Here is a 14,409-nt window from a genome sequence, read left to right on the forward strand (position 1 = left end):
CTCGCTACAACGATGATGGCCCGCTGTACCCCAGTCAACAGCTATCACAAGCGGTCCCGAATCTCCTACTCGATCAGAGAAGGGTCAGTGCGCTTGTCGCTTTCGGGACTCTGTTCCAGCTCACCGGTGCGGTCTTGGCGATCCTTGGCGCAACAGCGATCCCGTAGCAGGTACGAGCGCTGGAACGGGGCTTTCCCAGTGACTGAGCGTGCCTAGAGCGAGCTGATGTAGTCTCGGGCCGCGGCTGTTGCTGCCCACTGCACACTTGCAAATGGCGGGTACATAGAGTCTCTTGAGATCCCGACTCCTGCAAGGCGCTCCCGGAGCGACGCTTTCCAAGCCGCCGGAATTCGAACTGACCATCCGATGGCATGCCAAGGAGTCCGGACTACACCCGGGGAACGCTTGGGAAAGCAGATACTCAGTGTGGTGATTTGAGGCAGTTCATCCTTGTCGAGGAAGTTGTTGTGCTCCCCGTATTGAATGTTTCGGTCGGCGCTCGCTCTGATGATGCCTCCAACGAGGAACTTGCTGCCTTGGGCTCCCATGCGGGGATCGAGAGCAAGCGGTTCGACAACGGAGACTTCTTCTGTCCAATAGGATCCAGGCTTCTTTACCCAGGGCAGTTCGGTACCGTCGAGATCCCGCCGCGACACCCAACCGTCGCGATCAATCAACTTGAAGATGAAGAGTCGCCCGTCTGAGGCATCCCGATGCTCGGTGGCAAAGTAGAGAGCTTCCAGCGGCCCAGTCGAGACATCAATGAGTCGTGTGGGTATGCCGTAGTGCTGCAGAAGCATAAGGAGGTGTCCGTCAGGCATGCCTTTGCCAAGGCCCCGTGATTTTGCGACCTCAATTATCTTCTGTTCAATCTCAAACAGGAGTGATTCGGAAACGCCAATTTGCGTCTCGTCCTGAATGAATCGATAGAGACTGGAGGAGATTCCGAAGGACTCCTGCACTTGTCCCCTAAACAGGAGAGGCCCTGGTTCCGTTGCCGCTTCGATTCGACTCAACGCGGGGTTCTTGACCTGCGTACGGACTGTCGATTCCGCTAGGAAGTCCCACAAATGATCCTCGGTTGCGAGCCTCAGGCCGGTGCGGGAGTTCAGTTCGCGGCTGCCGAAGAAGCTCGACACGAATTCCGGACCTTTTCTTCCAGCCATGATTCCCCCAAATCGCGACGCGTACTTCTCGCCCTTCGGCCAGACTATCCGACGCTTGCGGTCGACTTCTCCCAGACCCGCGCGCACCGCGAGCGGCAGAACGCGTAGCGGTCTTGTGCAGAGGCGGGGGGAGGGGTGGAGGCCCCCTATGCGAGCTTGGCGCTGAGGGGCGCGGGCCTGGCCGGTGTCTCGCGAGTGTTCGTTCGTCTGGTGCTGGTGCTGTCGGCTGGTGGGTGACTGGCCGTGGTGCCGGGCCACCCGTCGAGATGTAGGAGCCTCTCGACGGGCGACCAGGCGGCGGAGGTGCGGGCGGCTGTCCGTCCCCTGGCACGGGGTTGCGGTGCTCACCTGCTGCGGGTACCCACCAAGGCCCGCTCTCCGGTCTGGGAGGAGTAGTGCTAGGCCGCGGCCTTGATCTTGATGATCGCGGCGGGCTGCACGAATCCGAAGGCTACGCGGAGGATCGCGCGGATAGCGGTCTGGTCCTTGGAGAAGTAGGCCGACTTGTCGACGTCGACGGTAACGTCGTTTCGCAGGACGCTGAACACGCTGGCCTTGGGGATGCCCCACGCGGTGCCGGCGACGACGGACGGGCTCACGAGCAGGGGCACGCCGAGCACGTTTCGCTCGATGCCGTTGGTGGCTCCCACTCCGAACAGGGGCAGGTTTGAGCCGCTGCCCGTGGTGAGCTTGGCGAGGGCCGCGGCAGTAGCCGGGTCGGTCACGAAGCTGTCGAGAGTCACGCCGTGCGCTTCTGCTGCGGCCAGCGCGTCGATGAACGCGCCGATGCCCGCGGCCGGGTCGGCCGCGATCGTGGTGACGGCCGCGGCCAGGTACTCGAGGCCGCCGGGCTGAACGTTGGTGTTCGCCGGCGCGACGCCGAAGAATGCGCGGTCGATCTGCTTGGCGATGTCTCGGGCCAGGCCGTTACCGATGACCTCTGCGGCTTCGGGGCTGGTGTCGTTGGCGAGCTCGTTTGACACGATACTCAGGCCGGCCACCTTGCGCGGGATCACCAGGACCTCGTCGGCCGTAGCCTCGGAGACGGCGATTTCGGCATTCTCGGCGGTCCATGCTGCGCTGGGATCGGCCGAGACGACCGGGAAACGGAAGGTCCCGGCGTCGGTGTGCACGAGAGTCGACACGGCGAGGGCGAGGGATTCGCGCTCGACCGGCTGAACGATCAGCGGTCCGGCCTCGGTGATGCCAAGGAAAGTCTTGAGGGTTGAAGAGTTAGCCATGAGAAAAGCTCCTGAGTATGGGGAAGGTGTGGTGCATGACACGCGCGGCGTTGCCTGCTGCGTTTGCCCTCAGGGCGTTTTCTGCTGGCGGTCGGGGAGCTACGAGCTCAACCCGAACGGGCGCTCACATTGTACCAAGGATTGTCTTGACAATGTGAGCGCCCGTGTGAAGTCGACCGTTGGGGCTATTTCAGAGCGTTTCCCCAGGACGAGGCCCCGATCGGTGCGAATCTTGGCGGGCCGCCGAATACGTCTCGGACCGGGTCAGTTGGTGGGATCACGGGGCCGGCGTACCGGGTCAAGTACGGGCGGTCTACTGTTCCGGCGGCGATCGCATCGGCCACGGCGTGGGCGTCGAGGGCTCCCCCTTCGTCGAAGAATTGGTCGGGTGTAGCTCCGAGCACTTCCCAGAGGTCCGCGGAGCGCTGCAGCACGGGTGCGTGGGTGCCGTCTCCGCGGAGGTCCCGTGTGTTCTGCAGCAGGTTCTCGACCATGCCGCGGCGGGCGGTCGTGAGTTGGCCGGCGAGGGTGTCGCGCTGCGCCTCGACGTCGCGGAGTTGGTGCCTACGGTTCGCGGCTTCGGCGGCTGGGTCGCGGCGACGATTCCCGGGCTCGACGTCGGGTGAGCTGTCTGCGCCTGACTCTGGCACTGCCGGGGCTTCCCCAAGGGGGCTAGGGGTAGTCGCTGGGGTCGGGGCGTCGGGAATCAGCGCGGCGGGGACGGGTGTGCGGGGGGTTGTGGTGGGCATGCGTATCTCCTATTTGGTGGGGTCGGTCTTGCGGGTTGCGGGAATGGCCGCGGTGACTAGACGGAGCGAATCGGCCACCCTGCCGCGGCTCAGCAGGTCTTTGAGCTCAACGAGCGTCGCGCGGTAGGACTTAGACTCCGATTCGTGTTTGCGTGAATAGTGCTTCCAATACCTGGCCTTGTCCGCCTCGTTCAGGTTGGTGAGAGCGTGCCGCGGCACTCCTCGGCTGGTCTTTGAATCGGTCTTGGGAGGTCTTGGCTTGGGTTGGTCGATCATGGGGAATTCCTTTTTATTCGTCACGGGGGCTCTGCCTCAGTGATGCAACGCTCACAGGGGGAGGGGCGGTGGGGGTGTGCCAGGCACTCGCCCCACACGTTGACGAGTGCAAATACGGGCGCGCGGATCGGCGGGGACGGCTCGGTGCTCCCGTTGCAATCGCTGCAACGTGAAGGGACTACGTCGCCGACGTGGCGCTCGCATCGTCCCCGATTCCGTCGTGCGGGTGAACGACGGGGTGTGACGGTTTGTGTCGGTCGCTGCGGTTCTCGGGTCTTCAGGGGCGACGAAGGGAGAGTCGAACATTCTCCGAACTGCGGCAGGGTGCATGGTTGCGGGTTCCTTTCGGTTAGGCGGCTTCGACCGCGTCGCGGAGGCATCTGTCGCACGGTTGCCCAGCGCTGGTTGGATATTCGCCGTGTCCTTCCTGTGTGCAGAAACCGGGACGACCCGTGGGGCTTGGTGCTCGCTTGGCTATGGTCTTGGCTGGTTTAGACGGGACCGTATTCGCGGGTGAGAACAGGCCGGATAAGTCAGCGCCGATCGTCGACCGCTTCCCGTCTCTCCCCTGCCTCTCGGCCGGTCCCGGCTCGATCAGTTCGGCCTCGATTACGTCGGCTGCATGGGAGCGCAGCATCGATTTCGACTGTGGTTCATCAATTGGTTCCTGTAGTGGTTCATGAGTGGTTCCTTGGGCCCCACGATTCGTTGGCCCTGAATCCAACGATTCGTTGGGCCTGGTGGGCCAACGGCTTGTTGGGTCTGTGCCCCAACGATTTGTTGGGTCTGATGCGGCGGCCCGCTTGATTTCCAACGGGATTAGGGCCAACGATTCGTTGGGCCTCGCTGCCATGGCAATTGGGTCCGTTCCTGCAAAATTCACACGGGCAAGAGTCAGCGCAAACTCCGCGCGCTGACCTGTGCGACCCCGTTTGAGTTGTCGGATTGCGCCCGCCTCACGAAGGCCCTTTGTCGCCCGTCGGACTAATTCGAAGGCGCTGTCGCGCTCGCTGTCGGCCGTTTTGGCTTCGGTCCGGTCCGGCGCGTTGGCGACGTGATAGCCCAGGCCAAATGCTGACATCTCACGGCTACCGAAATACCGTGGCTCCGCGTCGGTGTCCAGAGCTGTGTGAGCCATGAAGACGAGTAGACGAAACTCATTTGGTTTGAGCGGGTGATTCATGCCGAATTGGAAGGCGCGCCCGACTAGTTGAGCACCCATAGCTGCGCCTCTCGTATTTTGGCTGTCGGAGTTGCTGAAGGTGGATTGGGCACGTTTCTACGGCCATGTGGGCGGACTGGCCTCTGCCGCGGCGGCGTGCGCCAGGAGGGCAGTCGCGAGCCTGCGCGCGTCGTCGGGGTGCAGGGATACGCGCTCCCCCTCGACCTCGAGAGTGACGGCGGGCACGGCGGGTGAGTTCATCGTTGAGGCGGTCACGACGATTTCCTCTACCCGGTACGGTGGGCGGAGCTTGAACGTCATGACTGCGCCCCTGCCTTGATGGAGTAGCGGGATCGGGTCACGGCGCGGCTGGCGATGTCGGCGCTGCAGAGCGCGTCCATGAGCAGGGAATCGGGGTGCACTAGCTGGCCCCCGCGCGTGACCGAGAGGCCGCCGTCGTTCAGTGCGTCGATGCGCGTGGCTTCGTGGGCGAGCGCTATGGAGAACTCGCGAAGCTCGACCGCTGACATCAGACGCTCGGACGTCGAGAGCTCGACCCACGCGCGCCACTCTTCCGCGCCCTTCCGCACGGGCGACACGTCGAAGCCGTGACCGTCAAGGGGTGCGAGGTCGTGCACGTAGTTGTCGGTGACGTCGCGCGGGTCGTGCGTGCCGTCGAGGACCAGGCAGCCGGCTACCTCACAGTGCATGGCGGTCGGGCGGTTGTCGATTACGGTGGTATTCAAGATCATTTCTCCTTGGTTGGCGTTCTGGTCGGTGCCCTCGATGCCCTGCAAGGCGTCGGGGGCTTTCTTTGTGGCGAGCATTAGATGGCGGCCTTGGCTTCCTGCGCTTCGATCCATGCGTCGACGGTTTCCTGACGCCAGCGCACGCGTGACCCGATCTTGAAGCCGACCGGCAGGTCCTCGGACAGGGACCGCTTGCGGTAGATCGTGGCGGCGCTGATGCCCAGTTGCTCGGCAAGCTCGTTGATGTCGAGGAATCGCCGCTGGCGGGCGAAGGCGGGGGCGGTCGTAGTCATGGGATCTCCCGACTGATTGAATGTCATATTTACACCTTCATAAATCTGAATCAAGGTGAATAACCCTGATAGCGTCAAACCTAGTGGCGCTTGCGAAAGAATGTCAAATACAACCACTGACAAGACGAGTACAGTGTTTCTATGACATTGGAAACGGGCCCTAGGAAGACTGGTCGAGGTGCGCGCTCAAATGACCCTGAGGCTGTTGAGCGCCGGCAGCGTCTCGATGAATGGCAACGCGGGGTAACTGATCAGACAATCGCGAACATCCTGCATTTCCGCGACGTGCGGCGCATGAGCAACGACGCACTGCGGGAACGCCTGGCCTTGCTGGGCTGGGACCTGACGAAGGACAGCTTGGCGAGCATTCTCTCGGGGAGTTCCAAGCGGAAGATCATGCCGGCCGCGGATGTCTTGCTTTTTGCATGGGCGCTCAATGTGCCGCCGATAGCCTTGCTTTTCCCCGTCCGGACGGACGCTCGAGTCGCCCTTGCGCCCGCTGCTGGTGCTCGGTCGGTATCGGCTCATCGGGCCGCGCTCTGGTTCGCCGGAAACGACCTCGGGATTCCCTCGCCTGTTGAGTTCAGCGAAGAATTTGACCGCGTCGAGGACTTCCTGGAAGTCGGCGACATCGTCACGCGGCTCGTTGAGCACGACGCCCTGGTGCATGAGTTCGGCCGCATAAATTGCGAACTCATGCTGGGACAGAGCGCAGATCTCAGGGAGAAGGAGTTTTGGAAAGCCACGGCTGGGGAGCACGTACAGGACCTGATTGAAACCCGTCGGTTCATGCGAAAGCACCTGCCCGACCTCACGCTCCCGCGCCTGCGGCGGCCGCTCCAATTCGTCGACGACGAGAGGCCGATAATGCCTAGCTTCCCTCTGCCGAACTACAACACGGCGGATGAGCTCAAAGACGGGCGTCCGCGTTCGGACGATTGGCGGGAAGATGAGCCGACCGCGTAACCCTGTCGGCACTCACGGTGTTGTCAACGCGCGCGAGGTCGAGTCCGGAAAATGGCGCGCGCGCACGCTGTACCGGTTCGAGGATGGGAGGCGTAGGCAGGTGGAGCGGTTCGCGGCGTCTGAATCGCGGGCGAGGCACGCGCTCAAGGTCGCGTTGACAACGATCGAGACGCCATCGCACCTGGCCATAACGAAGCGGACGAAGCTTGCAGACCTTGCGGAGGCGTACCTGCAGCTGAAAGCCGAGACGGGACGGGCTCCGCGCACTCTGTCCACGTACCGGCACAATGCAGACACGATCATCAAGCCAAGAATTGGGCAGCTGACAGTTGGGGAGGCCACGACAATGCGGCTGCAGACGTTCATTACGGACGTTGGTATCAAGCACGGGCACGGCTCGGCCAAAGGCTGCCGCTCGGTCCTCTCTGGCATGCTCGCGCTTGCAGTGCGCAGCGACGCCCTGACGACCAATCCTGTTGTTGGGATCGCGGGCATCGAGCGCAAGACGTCCCGGGCAGCAAGCGCGCTCCCCGTCGAACATGTGCCGGCGTTTCTGACGACGATCCACGAAGATGCAGAGCTGCAGCGGCTCGACTTGGTCGAGCTCTGGGAGTTCATGGCCAGGACCGGTTGTCGAATCGGTGAAGGACTCGCGCTGCGCTGGGACCGCGTCGACTTCACCGGCGGCACGGTCACGCTCGGCTCAAGCGTGTCCAGGGTTCCCGGGCGAGGGCTGATGATCCAAGAGGCCGGCAAGACGGCGACTTCAGAGCGGACGATCGTAGTGCCGTCGGATGCCGTGGCGATGTTGCGCGCTCGGTGGGAGTCTCAGCCGCCAAACTACCTGAACCTGGTGTTTCCGTCGATGCTAGGCAAGCTCCGCGACACGTCGAATACCGAGTCAGATTGGCGGGCGAACCGTGAGCGCCTGGGGTATCCCTCGTTCACGTCGCACGGGTTCCGCAAGACGGTAGCGACGGCGCTTGACGCGGCGGGTTTGTCTGCGCGCGACATCGCTGAATACCTGGGCCACAAGAATCCTTCTATGACCCAAGACGTCTACATGGCGCGCAACACTCAGAGCGTGAAAGCTGCCGCGGCACTCTCAGCAATGTTCGGGGTAAGTTCGGGGTCACGAACCGACTAACTCGATTCCTGCCCCGGCTTCCGCGTCTTTATGCGGTGAAAGTGGGCCCCGTCGGGCTCGAACCGACGACCCAAGGATTAAAAGTCCTTTGCTCTACCAACTGAGCTAGAGGCCCGCGGTTAATAATGTACAGGGGATTTCGGATCCGTTTTTCTAGGTACCGTGGGAGAGGGTTTTCTGCAGACGAGACGGATGTGCCCACAGCGAACACGAAACCGAGCCCAGGAGGATGCCATGGCCGAGAACTTCCACAAGCCGACCCAGTTCTCCGGCAGCAAATTCGAGTCCTTCCAGGGGGGCGAAGACCCGGCACTGATCAGCCGGGTGGCGCATGAAACCGCGCACGCGCTTCTGGCCCGCGTGCGCAGCGACCCTGACCCCGACATCGTCGAGCGGCTCGTGACCTACACCGACGAGAACGGCGTCGACGCGGTGGCCGAACTCTGGTCGCGGGCAACGCCGCGCAGCCTGCCCGGGGCGCTCTGGCGGATCTACCTGGTGCGGTTGCTCATCCGCCAGGATCCCGAGGGCACGGCGTTCCTCTACCAGCGCGGAACCGAAGTCACGGTGGCGATCGACCCGGTCATTGCCGGGGCCGCGGTGCCCACGGGCACGGCGGAGATCGTCGTCCTGGCCGACCAGATCCTGCGGGGGATCTTCACCGGGGACTTCGCCGTGGCACTCGACCGCGCGGCGGCGTTCTGCCGCGTCATCTCCGTCGGCTGCACCAGCGTCGCGGACGACCTGGAGACGACCGAACCGCTCCGGTCCACCGAACTGACCACCCGCGCCCTCCGGTTCTCCACCACCGCCCAGGAGTTCGGCTCCTGCGCCCGGCTCTGGCGCAGTGACTCGCTGGACTGACCTGTCTAACTGATCGGCCGCGAGCCGTCCCGCCGGGTGCGCGATCCGCATCCGGGTCGTTTACACTGGAGTCTGGTCGGGCCGCAGTAACCCCGGGCTCCAATATTCGCCGCTGTGAGCGGCCTCGCGCCGAGAGGCGTTCTGCGGTCCGGCCTTCACTCCTCCTCTGCCTGGCGTGACACACCAATCCGATTCGGTCTCCGCGCCGAACCATGGACGTGGACAAGACCTGAGATGCTTGTTCTCATGAGTGCTGAATTCAACGTCAACCGGGAGGGGACTGTTCCTGTCTCCCATGAGGAATTGCTGGGCCGGGTGGCGCAGGGAGACGAAGGAGCATTTGGAGAGCTGTATGACCGGATGGCCTCGCGTGTTCTCGGTCTCGTTCGACGTCTTCTGGTTGACCCCTCGCAGTCGGAGGAAGTGACGCAGGAGATCTTCTTGGAGATCTGGCAGACGGCGACGAGGTACGAGGCCCAGCGCGGCGGGGCGGCGACCTGGATCCTGACCATGGCGCACCGCCGTGCGATCGACCGGATTCGGTCGTCGCAGGCCAGCCGCGACCGGGATATCAAAATCGGCATCCGTGATCTTGCGGTTGCCTACGACGAGGTGTCCGAAACGGTCGGAGTACGAATCGAGCACGAAAGAGTGGAAAAGGCGATGTCCAGATTGACGGAACTGCAACGCCAGGCGATCAGCCTCGCCTACTACGGCGGCCTCAGCCAGAGTGAAGTCGCCGAGCGGTTGCAGATCCCTCTCGGAACTGTGAAAACGAGGCTGCGTGACGGCATGATCCGCCTGCGCGACGAGATGGGAGTGGCGTCATGAGCGACAACACCCGGAATGACGAAACCCGCAACGCCGCCGGGCAGAACCCGGGCGAGCTCGCCGGCGCCTACGCCCTCCACGCCCTGGGCGCGGAAGAGGCCGCCGTCTATGAGGAGCACCTCAAGGCGTCCGAGCCGGCCCGCATCGAGGCGGCCGAGCTGAGTGACACCGCGGTGGCGCTGGGCCTTGCCGCCACCCCCGTGCAGCCCTCGGCCGGACTCAGGGCCTCCCTGATGGCCAAACTTGCCGCCACGCCGCAGCTCGCGCCCCTGCCGGCCGATCAGACGGCACCGGCCACCCCCGCGCCGCGCGTCGATCCCGCTCCGATCCGAGGCGCCACTGCAGCGGGCAGCGCCTCCGAGCGCGCCCGCCTGCGCTGGTTCCAGCGGCCCGTCGGCGTTCTCGCGGCGGCCGCCGCGGCCGTCGCCCTCTTCGCGGGCGGCACCTTCGTCGGCCAGTCCCTGGAGTCCGACCAATTCGAACAGGACCAGGCGGCCGGTCTCGTGCAAATCACGGCGGCCGCTGACATCCAGCGCGCGTCGGCGACCACCGCCGACGGTCAGGAAGCCACCCTGGTCTGGTCCGAAGAGAGCGGACTCTCAGCGCTCCTGGTCGACGACCTGCCGGACTTGCCGTCCGACCGGGACTACCAGCTCTGGTACATCGGCGGCTCCGGCCCGGTTCCCGCCGGAATCTTCGACTCGTCCGGCACCGGCGCCGGCACCGTCTGGCGCGTGCTCGACGGCAGCCTCACCGCCGGCGACACGATCGGCGTCACGGTCGAGCCTAAGGGCGGCTCGGAGCAGCCCACTAGCGACCCGATCCTCGCCATCCAGAGCTCCTGAGCTGCTTGATCTGAGTCGATCCCGACCTGATCCTGACCTGCTCCTGACCCGATCCTCTATGCTCGTCAAATGACTGTTCGGCGCATGACGCTGCCCTTCACCCTGCTCCTCGACCCGGTTCCCGCCGACGCGCCGCAGACGGAATTCGACGACACGTTCCACGAGGTGGACTCGGATGCCCCGGCGTTGCGGGTGGGGGAGTTGAGCGCCCAGCGGGGCGACGGCGTCTTCGAGACACTTGGCGTGGTCGGCGGCCACCCTCAGGCGGTCGGCCCACACCTTGCCCGGCTGGGCACCTCGGCCGCGACCTGTGAGCTGCCCGAGCCGAACACGGCTCAGTGGCTGGCCGCGATCGCGCACGTGGTCGACCGCGTCCCGCACGAGGGCGAAGTTGTGCTCAAACTCGTCTACAGCCGCGGCGTCGACTCCGGCCCGGCACCCACGGCCTGGCTTCACGCGACCCTCGCGCCCGACTTCGCCGTCGTCCGCGAGGACGGCATCCGGGCGGTCACCCTGGACCGCGGCTACCCGCACGGCGTCGCAGAGCAGGCGCCCTGGCTCCTGATGGGCGCGAAGACGCTCAGCTATGCGGTCAACATGGCCGCCCTCAGGGAGGCCCGCCGCCGCGGCGCCGACGACGCGATCTTCCTCACCCACGACGGCTTCGTGCTCGAGGGGCCCACCTCGACCGTGATGCTCTGCAGGGGCGACGTCTACGTCTCTCCCCTGCCGAGCGGAGCAATCCTGCACGGCACCACCCAACAGAGCGCGTTCGAGCACCTTCGGGCGGCAGGGGAGCGCACGGAATACCGCGACATGAGCGTCGACGAGCTACGGTCGGCGGATGCCGTGTGGCTGCTCTCCAGCCTGCGCCTGGCCGTGCACGTGACCGAACTCGATGGCAGACCAATGCCCGTCGACTCCGAGCGCACCCGCACCCTCAACGCCGCCCTGCTCGCCCGCACCGTCTGACGCCCCACCGCAGCGCGTCGCCCCGCAGCCGGCTTGCTAACCAGTTCGACGGAGATTCTGCTCTAATCGTGCCGTTTCACGCGTAATCGGCGCGTTCAGGGCAGAATCTCCGTCGAATTCGTTCGGGGCGCGGAGCGAGGGCGCACTGCTGTCCGCGCGCCAGGCACGGAACCGGGCTTAGCCGAAGCGGCCGGAGACGTAGTCCTCGGTGGCCTGCTCGCTCGGGTTGGAGAAGATCGTGGTCGTGTCGTCGTACTCGATCAGCTTGCCGGGCTTGCCGGTGCCGGCGATGTTGAAGAATCCGGTGCGGTCGGAGACCCGGGATGCCTGCTGCATGTTGTGAGTGACGATCACAATCGTGTAGTCGGCCTTCATCTCCTCGATCAGGTCCTCGATCGCCAGCGTCGAGATCGGGTCGAGGGCCGAGCACGGCTCGTCCATCAGGATGACGTCGGGGTGCACCGCGATCGCGCGTGCGATGCAGAGGCGCTGTTGTTGGCCTCCGGAGAGGCTCGAGCCGGGCTTGTCGAGGCGATCCTTGACCTCTTTCCAGAGGTTCGCGCCCTGCAGCGACTTCTCGATCAGGTCGTCGGCGTCGGACTTGGCCATCCGGCGGTTGTTGAGCTTCACGCCGGCCAGTACGTTGTCGCCGATCGACATGGTCGGGAACGGGTTCGGGCGCTGGAACACCATGCCCACCTGGCGCCGCACGAGCACCGGGTCGACTCCCTGACCATAGAGGTTGTTGCCGTCGATGAGTACATCGCCCGTGACGTACGCCCCGGGGATGACCTCGTGCATGCGGTTCAGCGTGCGCAGGAACGTGGACTTGCCGCATCCGCTGGGCCCGATCAGGGCCGTCACGGTTCGAGGCTCGATCACCAACGACACGTCTTCGACAGCCAGAAACTTGCTGTAGTAGACGTTGAGGTCGTTGACTTCAATGCGCTTGGACATGCATTCCTTTGGATCAGACGGCCGAGGCCGGGAGGTGGAGCCTAGCGGCCGAGCTTGGGGGAGAAGATCTTGGCGATGACGCGCGCGCCCAGGTTCAATAGCATCACGATCAAGATGAGCGTCAGGGCGCCGGCCCAGGCACGGTCGAGGTAGGACTGGGTGTCTGCGCCCTGGTTGGCGTACTGGGTGTAGACGAACACGGGCAGGGTCATCATGCGCTCGTTGAACAGGTCGTAGTTCATGCTGGCCGTGAACCCGGAGATGATCAGCAGCGGCGCCGTCTCACCGATCACGCGGGAGATCGAGATCATGATCCCGGTCACGATCCCGGCGAGGGATGTCGGCAGCACGACCTTGACGATGGTCAGCCATTTCGGCACACCGAGCGCGTACGCCGCCTCGCGAAGCTCGTTGGGAACAAGCTTGAGCATTTCCTCGCTCGAACGAACGACGACGGGGATCATCAACACTGTGAGGGCGATGGCGCCGCCGAATCCGAAGCGGATGCCGGGGTCGTCGAACAGAAGAGAGAACAGGGCGAACGCGAAGAGTCCCGCGACGATCGACGGGATGCCGGTCATGACGTCGACGAAGAACGTGATCGCCCGAGCCAGCCGGCCTCGGCCGTACTCGGTGAGGTAGATCGCTGCCAGGAGGCCGATCGGCACCGAAATGAGCGTGGCCACACCGGTGATCAGCAGCGTGCCGATGACGGCGTGCAAGGCGCCGCCGCCCTCGCCCACGACGTTGCGCTGGGATTGGGTGAAAAAGCTCGGGGTGAGGAACGCCGGCAGTCCGTTGACCAGGGTGGTTATGACGAGCGAGAAGAGCGGCAGAAGGGCGACCGCGAAGGCCACGGTCACGAGGGCGGTGACCAGGCGGTCCTTGGCCTTGCGCACGCCCTCGACGAAGTACGAGAGCAGGTAGATGGCGACGCAGTAGACGACGGTGCCGAAGAAGAGCGTTCCGACGATGTTGAATCCCTCGGCAGCGCCGGAGAGCATCACCACGAAGAAGAACGCGCCTGTGACCAGCCAGCTGGCCAGGAGCACGGCCAGAGAGGTGTGCCGAGGAAGCTTGCCCGCGGTGAGGGAGTTCGTCAGGGGCGCGGCCGTGTTCGTGGTCGTGGTCGTCAGGCTCATCAGTTCGCTCCGGAGAATGCCTTGCGGCGGTTGATGATGACGCGGGCGATCATGTTCACCACGAGCGTGATGACGAAGAGAATGAGGCCCGTCGCGAGCAGAATATTGACGCCGACGCCGTGCGCCTCCGGAAAGTTGAGGGCGATGTTCGCGGCGATTGTGGTGGGGTTCTGCGAGGTCAGGAGCTGGAAGATGACGTCCCGGCTCGGTGAGAGCACCATGGCGACGGCCATGGTTTCACCCAGGGCCCGGCCGAGGCCGAGCATCGAGGCGGAGATGATCCCGGCACGGCCGAAGGGCAGCACGGCCATGGCGATCATTTCCCAGCGGGTTGCGCCGAGGGCCAGTGATGCCTCCTCGTATAGCACAGGGGTCTGCAGGAAGATCTCCCGGGACAGCGCCGTGATGATCGGCAAGACCATGACAGCCAGCACGATGGCGACCGTGAGCGTCGTGCGCCCGGTGCCGGAAACCGGGCCGGCAAAGAGGGGGATCCAGCCGAACCACTCGACCAGGTTCGTGTAGAACGGCTGCACGAGCGGCGCGAGCACGCCGATGCCCCACAGCCCGAAGACGACGGAGGGCACGGCGGCGAGAAGGTCGATCAGGTAGCCCAGGCCCTGCGCGAGCTTGCGGGGGGCATAGTGCGAGATGAAGAGCGCGATGCCGATGGCGACGGGCACGGCCATGATCAGCGCGAGGAACGCCGCCCAGAGTGTGCCGAACGCGAGCGGCCAGACATACGACCAGAAGTTGGTGGTGTCGCCCTTGAACTCCTCCGGGTCGGCGAGGAAGGCCGGCAGGCTCTGCACGAGCAGAAAGGCCGCGACGGCGGCGAGAATTGCCAGGATGAGGCTGCCGGCCACAATCGTGCTCGTGGCGAAGATGCGGTCGCCGGGGCGTTCCTTGGCCTTGAGCGAGGGTCGCTCTACTGCGGTCGTCATGCCGGGTATCTCCCTGGGAGGGTTGGGGCAAAAGCTAAGAAAGAGAGGTTCAGGTCACAGGCCACGAACCCCAGTCTGCCCGACCCGGTGCTCGCAAGCCATGCG

16 protein-coding genes and 1 tRNA gene are annotated in these 14,409 nt (G+C 64.5%); 6 read left to right on the top strand and 11 right to left on the bottom strand.

Annotation, left to right across the window (positions count from 1 at the left end):
- Positions 1–212: 212 nt before the first annotated feature.
- From E3O47_RS00320 to E3O47_RS00350, 7 genes are all read right to left on the bottom strand, one after another.
- Positions 213–1,139 (bottom strand): FRG domain-containing protein, encoded by a 927-nt coding sequence (locus E3O47_RS00320; protein WP_166785289.1) that lies wholly within the window; start codon positions 1,137–1,139, stop codon positions 213–215.
- Positions 1,140–1,564: 425 nt separating this feature from the next.
- On the bottom strand, positions 1,565–2,407 hold the full coding sequence (locus tag E3O47_RS00325) for a phage major capsid protein (RefSeq protein ID WP_134419271.1): 843 nt from the start codon (positions 2,405–2,407) through the stop codon (positions 1,565–1,567).
- Positions 2,408–2,592: 185 nt separating this feature from the next.
- Positions 2,593–3,156, bottom strand: coding sequence for a hypothetical protein (locus tag E3O47_RS00330; protein WP_134419273.1), 564 nt, complete (start codon positions 3,154–3,156; stop codon positions 2,593–2,595).
- A gap of 9 nt (positions 3,157–3,165) precedes the next feature.
- Entirely contained in the window at positions 3,166–3,432 is a 267-nt protein-coding gene (locus E3O47_RS00335) for a hypothetical protein (protein WP_134419274.1), read from the bottom strand.
- Between the two features lie 1,279 nt (positions 3,433–4,711).
- Positions 4,712–4,915, bottom strand: coding sequence for a hypothetical protein (locus E3O47_RS00340; protein WP_134419275.1), 204 nt, complete (start codon positions 4,913–4,915; stop codon positions 4,712–4,714).
- Positions 4,912–5,340, bottom strand: a complete 429-nt coding sequence (locus tag E3O47_RS00345) for a hypothetical protein (protein ID WP_134419276.1) — start codon at positions 5,338–5,340, stop codon at positions 4,912–4,914. Before E3O47_RS00345 ends, E3O47_RS00340 begins: the two co-directional genes overlap by 4 nt.
- Positions 5,341–5,420: 80 nt before the next feature.
- A complete protein-coding gene (locus tag E3O47_RS00350) occupies positions 5,421–5,636 on the bottom strand; it encodes a helix-turn-helix domain-containing protein (RefSeq protein ID WP_134419277.1) in 216 nt (71 codons plus the stop codon).
- Positions 5,637–5,777: 141 nt separating this feature from the next.
- On the opposite strand from E3O47_RS00350, the gene E3O47_RS00355 reads away from it, so the two are divergent.
- Positions 5,778–6,602, top strand: coding sequence for a hypothetical protein (locus E3O47_RS00355; RefSeq protein WP_134419278.1), 825 nt, complete (start codon positions 5,778–5,780; stop codon positions 6,600–6,602).
- Positions 6,541–7,749, top strand: coding sequence for a site-specific integrase (locus tag E3O47_RS00360; protein ID WP_134419280.1), 1,209 nt, complete (start codon positions 6,541–6,543; stop codon positions 7,747–7,749). Before E3O47_RS00355 ends, E3O47_RS00360 begins: the two co-directional genes overlap by 62 nt.
- Before the next feature lie 42 nt (positions 7,750–7,791).
- Here E3O47_RS00360 and E3O47_RS00365 read toward each other — a convergent pair.
- Positions 7,792–7,864, bottom strand: a tRNA-Lys gene (locus tag E3O47_RS00365).
- A 119-nt stretch (positions 7,865–7,983) separates the two neighbouring features.
- Here E3O47_RS00365 and E3O47_RS00370 point away from each other — a divergent pair.
- The 4 genes from E3O47_RS00370 to E3O47_RS00385 all read left to right on the top strand — a co-directional run bounded on the left by E3O47_RS00370 (position 7,984) and on the right by E3O47_RS00385 (position 11,261).
- A complete protein-coding gene (locus E3O47_RS00370) occupies positions 7,984–8,613 on the top strand; it encodes a DNA-directed RNA polymerase subunit beta (protein WP_134419281.1) in 630 nt (209 codons plus the stop codon).
- Positions 8,614–8,859: 246 nt separating this feature from the next.
- The gene (gene sigK, locus E3O47_RS00375; RefSeq protein ID WP_134419282.1) at positions 8,860–9,444 is read left to right on the top strand and encodes an ECF RNA polymerase sigma factor SigK; all 585 of its coding nucleotides are present in this window, start codon (positions 8,860–8,862) and stop codon (positions 9,442–9,444) included.
- The gene (locus E3O47_RS00380) at positions 9,441–10,289 is read left to right on the top strand and encodes an anti-sigma factor (RefSeq protein WP_134419283.1); all 849 of its coding nucleotides are present in this window, start codon (positions 9,441–9,443) and stop codon (positions 10,287–10,289) included. The genes sigK and E3O47_RS00380 overlap by 4 nt, the downstream gene beginning before the upstream one ends.
- A gap of 69 nt (positions 10,290–10,358) precedes the next feature.
- Positions 10,359–11,261, top strand: coding sequence for an aminodeoxychorismate lyase (locus E3O47_RS00385; protein WP_241986025.1), 903 nt, complete (start codon positions 10,359–10,361; stop codon positions 11,259–11,261).
- A gap of 177 nt (positions 11,262–11,438) precedes the next feature.
- Here E3O47_RS00385 and pstB read toward each other — a convergent pair whose 3' ends face one another.
- Genes pstB through pstC form a run of 3 tightly spaced genes read right to left on the bottom strand, consistent with a single transcriptional unit; the run spans position 11,439 to position 14,304 of the window.
- A complete protein-coding gene (gene pstB, locus E3O47_RS00390; protein WP_104100159.1) occupies positions 11,439–12,218 on the bottom strand; it encodes a phosphate ABC transporter ATP-binding protein PstB in 780 nt (259 codons plus the stop codon).
- Positions 12,219–12,259: 41 nt separating this feature from the next.
- Entirely contained in the window at positions 12,260–13,360 is a 1,101-nt protein-coding gene (gene pstA / locus E3O47_RS00395; RefSeq protein ID WP_134419284.1) for a phosphate ABC transporter permease PstA, read from the bottom strand.
- Positions 13,360–14,304, bottom strand: a complete 945-nt coding sequence (pstC, locus tag E3O47_RS00400; protein WP_104100157.1) for a phosphate ABC transporter permease subunit PstC — start codon at positions 14,302–14,304, stop codon at positions 13,360–13,362. The genes pstA and pstC overlap by 1 nt, the downstream gene beginning before the upstream one ends.
- Between the last annotated feature and the right edge of the window lie 105 nt (positions 14,305–14,409).

Origin of the sequence: Cryobacterium sp. TMT2-17-1 (genome assembly GCF_004402765.1) — a bacterium.
Taxonomy (GTDB): domain Bacteria; phylum Actinomycetota; class Actinomycetes; order Actinomycetales; family Microbacteriaceae; genus Cryobacterium; species Cryobacterium sandaracinum.